We start from the raw sequence: 11,163 nt of genomic DNA, 5'->3' as shown, positions 1-11,163 counted from the left end.
GCCCGCTCCCCCACCCGGCCACCCAACGACAGTGTATTCTATGGGTGGCCGGGTGGGGGAGCGGGCCGGTGCCGCAATCCGGGCGAAAGCCCGGACAAAAGCCCAACAACGGTTGACTTCCCCCGGCGAATCCCATAACCGCGCCGTTCCTCCCGCCGGGCTTGTCCTGCGCGGGCACATGCTTTTGAAATTGAGAAGAGGCCCATGTTCGCTATCGTGCGCACGGGCGGCAAGCAGTATCGCGTTGCCGCAGGAGACAAGATCGTCGTCGAGAAGCTCGACGGTGAAGCCGGCTCGACGATCACCCTTGGTGACGTGCTGCTCGCTGGCGAAGGTTCGGATCTGAAGTCGACCGACGGGCTGACCGTTTCGGCCGAGATCGTCGCCCAGCAAAAGGGCGAGAAGATCGTGATCTTCAAGAAGCGCCGTCGGCATAACTATCGCCGCAAGAACGGCCATCGCCAGAACCACACGATCCTGAAGATCACCGCTATCGGTGCGCAGGAGACCAAGAAGAAGGCCGCGAAGGCCAAGGCGACCGAGGGCGATGCCCCGGCGGCCGCTGAAGCGTAAGGAGTAACGCGAGATGGCACATAAGAAAGCAGGCGGCTCTTCGCGCAACGGTCGCGATTCGCAGTCCAAGCGTCTCGGCGTGAAGAAGTTCGGTGGCGAAACCGCCATTGCCGGCAACATTCTCGTCCGTCAGCGCGGCACGAAGTTCTACCCGGGCGTCAATGTCGGCATCGGCAAGGACCACACCCTGTTTGCGCTTACCGACGGCCGCGTGCGATTCCACGACGGCAAGCTCGGTCGCAAATTCTGCTCGGTAGAAATGATTGCGGCTGCGGCCGAATAAGCTGGGCACCGTTCGGGTTGCCCGCCAGGGTGACCCGGGTCTCCAACAGGAGACCGCAAAAGGGAGACGGGTCACCCCGGTCTCCCTTTTTCTTTGCTCCCTCCACCCGAAATCGTCGCGGTCCCGTCATCGAAACGGGCCACGGCGCGATGCGAGGAGAGTGTCGATGTTCGCAAGAACGCAAAGACTGATGCTGCGGCCCGGCTGGATCGAGGATGCGCCCGAACTCGCGCGCGCGATCGGCCATCACGAGGTGGTCCGCAACCTCAGCCGCGCGCCCTGGCCCTATAGTCTGGGCGACGCCCAGACGTTCCTGCTGACCGAGCGCAAGGCGAGCGCCCTGCCCGTCTTCCTGATCTGCGCGCGTGAGGACGCGACCAGCCCCATCGTCGGCTGCATCGGGCTCGACCGCGTCGAAACCGGCGGCGTCGAACTCGGCTACTGGATCGCGCCGCAGGCATGGGGTCGCGGCTATGCGACCGAGGCCGGCCGCGCGGTGATCGACATCGCCCGCACGCTGCGCGTCCCCACGCTCACCGCCAGCCACTTTGCCGACAATCCGGCATCGGGCCGCGTGCTGCGCAAGCTCGGCTTCCGCCCCACCGGTCGCACGATCCCCCGCCACTCGCTCGGGCGCGGCGGCGAGGATGTCACGGTGGAGTTCGAACAGCGCCTGTCGGACTCGGACTGCACCGACCCGTGCGACCGAATGGCGGCGTGATTCTCTAAAAAGCCCCCCCCTTCAGGAGTGGCGGGTTGGGCTGCCCCCGGGCAGTCCATGCTCAGTCCGGGGACTGAGCGACCCGCCACTGGGTTGGGCTGGGGCCGCCTGGCTCAACCGGCCCGTTCGAGCAGAGCGGACCAAACGCCGTCCGCAAACGGCTTGTAGACGATCGTCAGTGGGAGGCACACCGACATCGCCAGCAGGACCGATCTGCGGTTGCGAAGCCATCCCACACACAGCAAGGTCACCAGAAGCGGCACATAGGTTAAAACAACCGTGGCAAGCCGTAGCGCGCTCAGTGACAGGATGATCTTCAGCGCGACCATCAACAGCAGATTGCTCGCGATCATCGCGACGACGACGACCTTGCGATGCGCCATCGCGTGGTCGTCCGGCCCGAGCATTGCGCCCTCGCGCGGGAATATCTGCGTTGCAGCGAAATAATATAGCAACGTCACGATCGCCGCACCCAGGGCGGTGAAATAGTCAACCTCAATGACGTCTTTGAGCAGCCATGTGTTGGTCCAGAAGCTGATCAAATCAGCCAGCATAATCATGCCGAGTAGCGGCGTGAGCCAGCCGATCTTCTGGCTAGCGCGCTTGTCCCAAGTGCGCGAAAATCCGCTTGCGAGTTCGGCGATGCTCAAGCCGAGCAAGATGCCGTAAAAGCTGATCAGAAATTCGAATGCGCTCACGAGCCGGCCTCCGCGATACTGCCGATGGCGAGGCTATCGCCAACGACACTGCCCGTCGACAGGTTCGGCACGCGGGATGATCGGACGGAGCCAGTTACGCAACACGGCTCCGCCCGAAACTCTGAACCTCAGTTAACAGCCGCAGCCTCGCGCCGCACCGTATCCGGCGCCGTTTCCCAGCCGCCGCCCAGCGCCTTGAACAGCGCAACCTGCGCCTCCGCCAGCGCCGCATTCGACTGGGCGAGTGACGCACGCGCCCCTGCCCGCTCACGCTCGGCGTCGATCCGCTGGAGCAGGCTGTCGCGCCCCGCTTCGAAGCGCAGGATCGCGATCCGCGCGGCGTTGGTCGCCGACGCATCGGCGCGGCGCAGCGCGACGTTGCGCTCGATCTCGCCCGAATAGCGCGCCAGCGCCTGTTCGACTTCGCGCAAAGCGGTCAGCACCGTGCCGTCGAACGCCGCGAGCGAACCCTCCGCCCCCGCCTCGGCCTGACGCACGCGCGAACGCGCCGCAGTCAGATTGGGGAAATTCCAGCTGAGCAGCGGCCCGAGCGAGAAGTTGAACGACGAGCTCTTGCCCAGATCCTCGATATTCTGCGCGCCCAGCGACACCGATCCGCCCAGCGTGATCGACGGATAGAGCGCGGCGGTGGCCACCCCGACCCGTGCAGTATCCGCCGCCAGCTGCCGCTCGGCCTGACGCACATCGGGGCGACGCGCGAGCAAAGCCTGGCCGTCGCCGACCGGGATCAGCGCCGACACGCCCGGCGGCGTCGCGCAGGCATCGGCCTGCCCGTCCAGCTCCGCCGGCGGCTTGCCGGTCAACGTCGCCAGCGCATACAGCGCCGCGCGCCGCTCCGCCTCAAACGCCGGCACCTGCGCGCGGGCATTCTCGGCCAGCACGCGTGCCTGATCGACATCGCGAATGGTGCCGCGCCCGGCGTCGACCAGCCGCTGGGTCAGGTCGAGCGTGCGGCTCTGCAGCTGCACCGTCTCGCGCGCCACCGCCGCCTGCGCGGCAAAGCCGCACGCCGCGGCATAGGTCCGCGCCGTCTCCGCCGCGATCGCCACGCGCGCACCGTCGAGTGCCGCCTGCGCCGCATCGACATCCGCGCGCGACGCCTCGACCGAGCGGCTCACCCGCCCGAACAGGTCGACCTCATAGGATGCGTCCAGCCCGACCCGGAAGAAGTCGCCCTCGACCCCGTCCACGCCAGCGGGCAGCGCGCCCTGCGCACTCTCCGCGCCGGTGCGCGAGCGGGTATAGCCCGAGCTCACGCTGGTCCCCGGCAGTCGCGCGCCACGCGATTCCGACAGGATCGCCCGCGCGCGCTTCAGGTTCGCCGACGCCTGACGGATATCGGTGTTGTAGGTCAGCGCCTCAACCACCAGCCGGTCGAGCGCCGGATCCTTGAACAGCCGCCACCATTCGCCCTCGACCGCGCCCGGCGACACCTTGGTCATGCCGGGATCGACGAACGCCGCCGCCGCTGCGGGAGGGGTTTCAGGCCGCTGGTAGGTCGGGCCAACCGAACAGCCCGCCAGCAACGCCGCGCTCGCGCTTACGATGAAAAGGCGCTTCATGCTGCGGGCTCCGTCACGGGGTCATGGGGTTTGCGGCCCAGGCGTGCGCGCTGTGCGCTTGCCCAGATGCCGAACTTGCGGCTGATGACATAGAATGCCGGGGTGAAGATCAGGCCGAAGATCGTCACACCGATCATGCCAAAGAACACCGCGACACCCAGCGCCTGGCGCAGCTCGGCCGCCGCCCCGCTCGCGATCACCAGCGGCAACACGCCGAGGATGAAGGCGATCGACGTCATCACGATCGGCCGCATGCGCTGGGCCGCGGCATGTTTGGCGGCTTCGAACATGTCCATGCCCTGATCCTCGTTCTGCCGGGCGAATTCGACGATCAGGATCGCGTTCTTCGCCGCCAGCCCGATCAGCACCACCAGACCGATCTGCGTCAGGATGTTGTTGTCCATCCCCATCACGTTGACCCCAAGGATCGCGGCAAGCAGACACATCGGCACGATCAGGATCACCGCCAGCGGCAGCACCAGGCTCTCATAGAGCGCAGCGAGCAGCAGGAAGACGAACACCACCGCGAGGCCAAAGGCGATCACGCCGGTATTGCCCGCCGATTTCTGCTCCAGCGCCAGTTCGGTCCATTCGAAACTCATGCCCTGCGGCAGCGTCTGTGCCGCGAGTGCCTCCATCGAATCGAGCGTCTGGCCGGTCGAATAGCCGGGCTTGGAATCGCCCTGCAATTCCGCCGCCGGATAGAGGTTGTGGCGCACCACGCGGTACGGCCCGCTGTCGTTCTTCAACGTCATCACCGAACTCATCGGCACCATCTCGCCCGACGCCGAGCGGGTCTTGAGACCCTGAATATCGGTGGCATCGTCGCGATAGGGCGCATCGGCCTGTGCCGTCACGCGGAAGGTGCGGCCCAGATAGTTGAAGTCGTTGACATAGGACGAGCCGAGATAGGCACCCAGCGTCGAGAAGACGTTCGACACCGGCACACCCATCCGCTCCGCCCGCTCGCGATCGACATCCGCGGTCAGCCGCGGCGTGCCGGTGTTGAACAGGGTGAAGGCGTTCGTGACGCTTTCCTGCTGGTTCGCGCCCATCATCATGCCGAATGCCGACTGCGCCAGCGCGTTATAACCCAGCCCCTCACGGTCCTGGATCATCATCTTGAACCCGCCGCCAGTACCGATGCCCGGAACCGGGGGCGGCGCGATGACGAGGATGTCGCCACCCTTGATCGGGGCGAGCGCGCCGTACAGCGCCTGCTGCAGCTCATCCGCAGTCTTGTCGCGATCGGCATGCGGGGCGAGGCCGAAGAACAGCACGCCGGTGTTGGGCGCGGTCGAGAAGCTCGCACCGTCCAGACCGGCAAAGCCGACGACATATTGCATCCCCGGCTGCTTGCGGGCAGCGGCGATCGCCTCCTGCACCACTGCGTCGGTGCGGTTGAGCGACGAGCCCGGCGGCAGCTGCACCGCGCCGATCAGATAACCCTGATCCTGCGGCGGGATGAAGCCCGACGGGGTCGCGGTGAACCGCCACCCGGCCACCAGGATCAGCGCGACATAGACAACGCCGACGACCATCAGCATCCGCACCAGCTTCGCGGTCAGCTTGCCGTAATTCTCCGACAGCCGGTTGAAGCCGCGGTTGAACGACGCCCCGGCCCGTGCCGGCAGCCCGCGCCAGCCCGGTGCCGGCTCGCTATGATGCCCCTTATGCTTGAGCACCAGCGCGCACAGCGCCGGTGACAGCGTCAGCGACACGAATGCGGAGATCAGCGTGGCCGATGCGATGGTGATCGCGAACTGCTGGTAGAACGCACCCGAAATGCCAGGAATGAACATCGTCGGCACGAACACGCCGACCAGCACCAGGCTGATCGCAATGATCGCGCCCGACACTTCGTCCATCGTCTTGTGCGCGGCGTCCTTCGGGGACAGCCCCTCCTCTTCCATCAGGCGCTCGACATTCTCGACCACCACGATCGCGTCATCGACGACGATACCGATGGCAAGGACCAGACCGAACAGCGACAGCGTGTTGAGCGAATAGCCGAATGCCAGCAGCACCGCGAACGCGCCGACCAGCGAGATCGGGATCGCGACGATCGGAATCACCGCCGCCCGCCAGCTCTGCAGGAAGATCAGGACGACGAGCACGACCAGCACCAGCGCTTCGATCAGCGTATGCTCGACCGCAGTGATCGACTCGGCGATATATTCGGTCGGATTATAGTCGATCGAATAGGTCATCCCCGGCGGGAAGTCCTTGGCCAGGCTGTCCAGCTCGGCCTTCACCGCATCGGCGGTCGCCAGCGCGTTGGAGCCGGGCAGCTGGAAAATGCCCATGCCGACCGCGCGCTTGTCGTTGAGATAGCCGTTGAAATTGTAGTCCTGCGCGCCCAGCTCGACCCGTGCGACTTCGCGCAGATGGGTCAGGCGGCCGGTGGTATCGCGCTTGACGACGATCGCGCCGAACTCGTCGGGGGTGGTCAGACGGCCCTTGGTCTGCACGCCCAGCTCGAATGCGGGGCTGGCATTGCCATAGGGCGGTGCGCCGACCGTGCCGGCGGCGACCTGGACGTTCTGCCCACGGATCGCGTTGACCACTTCGTCCACGGTCATATCGCGTGCGGCGGCAAGGCCGGGATCGATCCACACGCGCATGTTATAGTCGCGCCCGCCAAACGCCTGCGCCTGACCCACGCCCGGGATGCGCGCGATGCGATCCTGAACCTGCAGCGTGACGTAGTTGGAGATATACTGGATATCCAGGCTCTCGTCCGGCGAAGTGAAGAACGCGACCATCAGGAAGTCGGGAGAACTCTTGTTCACCGTCACGCCGATGCGGCGGACATCCTCGGGCAGGCGCGGCTCGGCGGTCGCGACCTTGTTCTGGACCAGCACCTGCGCCTGATCGACATTGGTGCCCTGCTTGAACGCGATGGTGATCTGCGTCTGGCCGTTACCGGTCGAGGACGACGTCATGTACAACATGTTGTCGACGCCGTTGATCGCCTGTTCGATCGGCGCGGCGACGGTTTCCGCCACCGTCTCCGCGTTCGCGCCGGGATAGGTGGCGGTCACGACTACGGTGGGCGGCGCGATATTGGGATATTGCGCGATCGGGAGCGAGGGGTACGCGATGGCACCCACGATCACGATCAGGATCGAGAGCACCGCCGCAAAGATCGGCCGCTCGATGAAGAAATGCGGGAATTTCATGGCGTGCGCCCCTTACTGGACGGTCGCCTGGCCCGAAGCCGGCGGATCGATGGGACGCGTGGGTGCGGCCTGCTTGGTCGCGTCGGGCGTGATCTTGCCCGCCTTGGGCGTGACCGTCGCCCCGGGCTGAAGCCGGCCGATGCCGGTCAGGATCACCCGGTCGGTCGGCGCAAGGCCGTCGCGCACGATGCGCAACCCTTCCGCCCTCGCGCCGACCTCGACCACGCGCGGGGTCGCCTTGTTGTCCTTGCTCAGCACATAGACGAGGCGGCGGGTCTGGTCGGTGACGATCGCTTCGTCCGGCACCAGCATCGCGCGATAGCTGCCCGAGCCGAGCAGGCGCGCGCGACCGAACATGCCCGGCGTCAGGAATCCGGTCGGATTGGCGACCACGGCATGCGCACGGATCGTGCCCGAATTGGGGTCCACCGCATTGTCGAGGAACGCCATCTGGCCGTTCCAGCGATACTCATTCTCGTCGGCAAGCTGGATCTGCACCGGATTGGCGGTGGTCCGCGACGACCCGCGCTCGCCGCGTTGATCCTGACGCAGATTCTTGAGGTAAAAGGCTTCGGCGCCCTCGAACTCGAACCAGATAGGGTTCAGCGACACGACGCGCGTCAGCACCGTCTGCCCTTCGGCCACGAAATCGCCGATGCTGACCTTGCGATCGGAAATGCGTCCGCTGAACGGGGCGCGGACGGTGGTGAAGCCAAGGTTGAGCATCGCCTGCGACGCCGATGCGCGGCCGGCGGCCAGATCGGCGGCGGCACTGCGCTCGGCGGCGACATTCGCCTCCAGCTCCTCGGCGCTGACCGCCTGCGCGCTCGCCAGCGCTCGGCTGCGTGCGGTAACCTGACGGGCGTTATTGAGCGCTGCCTGCGCCCGCGCAATCTGCGCCTGCGCCTGCATCAGCTGGGCGCGGTAGGGGCGCGGGTCGATGGTGAACAGCGCCTGCCCCTTGCGGACATCCTGGCCGTCGCGGAAATGCACGGCGGTGATGACACCGTTGACGCGCGCACGCAGCTCGACGTCCTCCGGCGCGACGAAGCGACCGGTGTAATCGTCCCAGTCGACCACTTCACGCTGAAGCGGCGTTGCGACCATCACTTCGGGCGGCGGCGGCGCAGCAGGCGGCTGTCCGCCACCACAAGCACTCAAAGCCGCCAGTGCCACAAAGCCTGCCAGGACACGCATAGTCGTATTTCCCCTTATTGCACCGCAGCAATTGGGGAGCGGGAAAAGAGGTTTCAACCCCGCAACGGATAATTTCTGATATTTTCCGTTCAGTAATTCAAACCGCGGTCAGAGACGGTTTGGAAATGCGCCGAATGCACATTTCGGCGGCACCGGCCCGCTCCCCCACCCGGCCACCCAACGCCAGTGTATTCTATGGGTGGCTGGGTGGGGAGCGGGCCGGTGCCGCATAGAATTGGCTCTTCTGCCAATTCCAAACCAAAATCTCAGGCGGCGGCGGTTCCCTGCGGGAGAATCGCCGCTTCATAGTCGCTTTCCGCCTTCTGGATCAGCGCGCGATCGTCGTGATTCCACGGGTGGAAACCGGGCAGGAAGTAGCTGATCCAGGCCGGAATCATCCGCGTGACAATGCCCGGCGAAACCAGCAGATACTTCGCCACCATCGCCTTGGCGCGCCAGCCGCTGACGCCATCCTGCGCCATCAGGTCCAGCGTCCCCTCGATCCGGTGCTTCCAGAAGGTGAAGGTGATCAGCAGCATCGTCAGCGACTTGATCTTCCACCGCTTCCACCGGCTCATGCCGCGCGTCGCGTGGAGATAGGTGTCATACGCGACGCCCTTGTGCTCGATCTCCTCCAGCGCGTGCCAGCGCCACAGGTCGCCATTCGCCTGATCGGCCCCTTCCAGATGCTTCGGGTTCTTGATCAGTTCGGCAGCGAGGATCGCGGTATAGTGCTCCAGCGCCATCGTCGCTGCGAGCTGGACGATCTTGGGCCGCGACCGCGCGATCGCCAGCACCTGATCGACGCGCGATTCCAGCCGGGTGATGTCATAGCCATGATCCAGCACGCGCTTGTTGAACGCGACATGCTCGCGGCTGTGAACGACCTCCTGAACGGTGAACGCCTTGATCTCGCGCGCCAGCTTCTCGTCCACGCCGTCGCGGAACGCCTTCACGCTCTCGATGAAATAGGCTTCGCCCTTCGGAAACGTCACCGACAGTGCATTATAGAATGCGGTCGCGGCGACATCGCCATTCAGCCACAGGCGGTCCTGCCGCTGTCCGCGCCCAAACCGGCGGTCGCGTGGGGTGATGGTGAGGTCAGCGGGAGTCTTTGCGTTCGACATGGTTTTGCTCCAAGGCAGTCGCGAAGAGATTTATCGCTTACTTACACAAATGTCAATAACACCCATCTCCGAACGCCGTCGGCTCAGCCCCGAAGAATCACGCGACGCCGCGCTGGAAGCGGCGCGCGCGATCCTGATCGAGGCGGGGCCGCAAGCGGTTACGCTCAAGGCCGTCGCCGCGCGGATCGGGCGCACGCATGCCAACCTCCTCCACCATTTCGGTTCGGCGGCGGGACTTCAGCGCGCCCTCGCCCGCAGCCTCGCCGAGACGGTCTGCGCCCGCATCGTCCGCCTGATTCAGGAGGCGCGCGCCGACGGCCAGGCCCCGACCGAGGACAAGCCCCGCCAGGTCGTCGATCTCGCCTTCGACGCCTTCGACAAATCCGGCGCCGGCGCACTCGCCAGCTGGATGATCCTGTCGGGCAATGAAGATGCGCTGGACCCGATCCTCGAAGTCATCCACGGCCTCGTCGATCAGATCGCTGCGGTCGAGGGCGAGGAATCGGGCGTCGCGCTGCGCGAGGATACGCTGGCGCTCGTCCTCATGGCGATGGGCGACGCACTGCTCGGCGAACAGCTGGCGCGCTCGCTCGACCTTCCCCGTGGCGCCGCGCGCGAAATCGCGTTGCGTCAACTTATCGGCTCCCCGCGCTTTCTGAAGATGTGGGGACAGGACATTTAATCATGCATTTTCTCGACCAGGCAAAGATCTTCATCAAATCCGGCTGGGGCGGCGGCGGCGCCGTCGGCTTCCGGCGTGAAAAGTATATCGAATATGGCGGTCCCGATGGCGGCGACGGCGGCAAGGGCGGCGACATCATCTTTGAAGCCGTGCCCGGCCTCAACACGCTGATCGACTTTCGCTACACCCAGCATTTCCGCGCCCCGCGCGGCCATGGCGGATCGGGCAGCAACAAGACCGGCGCCGGCGGCGACGATCTCGTCATCAAGGTGCCGATCGGCACCCAGATCCTCGCCGATGACGAGGAGCGCACGCTGCTCGCCGACCTGACCGAGGAAGGCCAGCGCATCGTCTTCCTGCGCGGCGGCGATGGCGGGCGCGGCAATGCCAGCTACAAGACCAGCACCAACCGCACCCCGCGTCAGCACGGCACCGGCTGGCCGGGCGAGGAAATGTTCGTGTGGCTGCGGCTCAAGCTGCTCGCCGATGCAGGGCTCGTGGGCCTGCCCAACGCCGGCAAGTCCACCTTCATCAACGCCGTCACCAACGCCCAGGCGAAGGTGGGCGCCTACGCTTTCACCACGACCCGGCCCCAGCTCGGCGTGGTTCGCCACAAGAGCAACGAGTTCGTGATCGCCGACATCCCCGGCCTGATCGAGGGTGCGGCCGAAGGCGCCGGAATCGGCGACCGGTTCCTCGGCCATATCGAACGGTGCAAGGTGCTGTTGCATCTGGTCGACGCCAATGACGAGGATGTGGCGACCAGCTACCGAATCGTGCGCGACGAACTCGACGCCTATGGCGCGGGCCTGCTCGACAAGAAGATCATCGTCGCTCTGAACAAGATCGACATGCTCGACGACGAACTGATCGCCGCCCTCTCCGCCGAACTCGAAGAAGCTAGCGGCGCCGAAGTCATCGCGATCTCAGGCGCGGCAGGCATCGGCGTCGACTGGGCGCTGGACAAGCTGCTCGAAGCCATCGGCCCCGACCACGCCCGCGTCAGCGACGACGATGACGGCGCGGAGGAGGTGGAGTGGTCGCCGATCTGAATCGCGACCATCCCGCACGACGAGATTTTCGCGCGCGACTGATTGGCGCTCGGCCAGCGATGCCC

General features: G+C 65.7%; 10 protein-coding genes. 5 read left to right on the top strand and 5 right to left on the bottom strand.

Going from position 1 to position 11,163, the window contains the following annotated elements:
• The first annotated feature begins 204 nt into the window (after window positions 1–204).
• From rplU to K9B35_RS18710, 3 genes are all read left to right on the top strand, one after another.
• Complete coding sequence (gene rplU / locus K9B35_RS18720) at window positions 205–573, top strand: 50S ribosomal protein L21 (RefSeq protein ID WP_224923515.1); 369 nt, start codon at window positions 205–207, stop codon at window positions 571–573.
• A 13-nt stretch (window positions 574–586) separates the two neighbouring features.
• Window positions 587–856, top strand: a complete 270-nt coding sequence (rpmA, locus tag K9B35_RS18715; protein ID WP_224923514.1) for a 50S ribosomal protein L27 — start codon at window positions 587–589, stop codon at window positions 854–856.
• Window positions 857–1,022: 166 nt separating this feature from the next.
• A complete protein-coding gene (locus K9B35_RS18710; protein WP_224923513.1) occupies window positions 1,023–1,577 on the top strand; it encodes a GNAT family N-acetyltransferase in 555 nt (184 codons plus the stop codon).
• A 113-nt stretch (window positions 1,578–1,690) separates the two neighbouring features.
• On the opposite strand, the gene K9B35_RS18705 is transcribed toward K9B35_RS18710, so the two are convergent.
• The 5 genes from K9B35_RS18705 to K9B35_RS18685 form a co-directional block, all read right to left on the bottom strand.
• Window positions 1,691–2,275: a hypothetical protein gene (locus tag K9B35_RS18705; RefSeq protein ID WP_224923512.1), complete on the bottom strand. Its 585-nt coding sequence runs from the start codon at window positions 2,273–2,275 to the stop codon at window positions 1,691–1,693.
• Window positions 2,276–2,403: 128 nt separating this feature from the next.
• Entirely contained in the window at window positions 2,404–3,858 is a 1,455-nt protein-coding gene (locus K9B35_RS18700; RefSeq protein ID WP_224923511.1) for an efflux transporter outer membrane subunit, read from the bottom strand.
• Window positions 3,855–7,040 carry an efflux RND transporter permease subunit gene (locus tag K9B35_RS18695; RefSeq protein ID WP_224923510.1) on the bottom strand — a complete coding sequence of 1,062 codons (3,186 nt, stop codon included), beginning with the start codon at window positions 7,038–7,040 and terminating at the stop codon, window positions 3,855–3,857. The genes K9B35_RS18700 and K9B35_RS18695 overlap by 4 nt, the downstream gene beginning before the upstream one ends.
• Before the next feature lie 12 nt (window positions 7,041–7,052).
• Window positions 7,053–8,237: an efflux RND transporter periplasmic adaptor subunit gene (locus K9B35_RS18690; protein WP_224923509.1), complete on the bottom strand. Its 1,185-nt coding sequence runs from the start codon at window positions 8,235–8,237 to the stop codon at window positions 7,053–7,055.
• A gap of 266 nt (window positions 8,238–8,503) precedes the next feature.
• A complete protein-coding gene (locus K9B35_RS18685; RefSeq protein WP_224923508.1) occupies window positions 8,504–9,364 on the bottom strand; it encodes a metal-dependent hydrolase in 861 nt (286 codons plus the stop codon).
• Between the two features lie 49 nt (window positions 9,365–9,413).
• Between K9B35_RS18685 and K9B35_RS18680 the strand changes: the two genes are divergently transcribed.
• Window positions 9,414–10,046, top strand: a complete 633-nt coding sequence (locus K9B35_RS18680; RefSeq protein ID WP_224923507.1) for a TetR/AcrR family transcriptional regulator — start codon at window positions 9,414–9,416, stop codon at window positions 10,044–10,046.
• A gap of 2 nt (window positions 10,047–10,048) precedes the next feature.
• A complete protein-coding gene (obgE, locus tag K9B35_RS18675) occupies window positions 10,049–11,098 on the top strand; it encodes a GTPase ObgE (RefSeq protein WP_224923506.1) in 1,050 nt (349 codons plus the stop codon).
• Window positions 11,099–11,163: the final 65 nt, after the last annotated feature.

The sequence above is a fragment of the Sphingomonas sp. R647 genome (assembly GCF_020177055.1).
GTDB lineage: Bacteria > Pseudomonadota > Alphaproteobacteria > Sphingomonadales > Sphingomonadaceae > Sphingomonas.
This window is presented reverse-complemented; position numbering and strand designations above follow the sequence as displayed.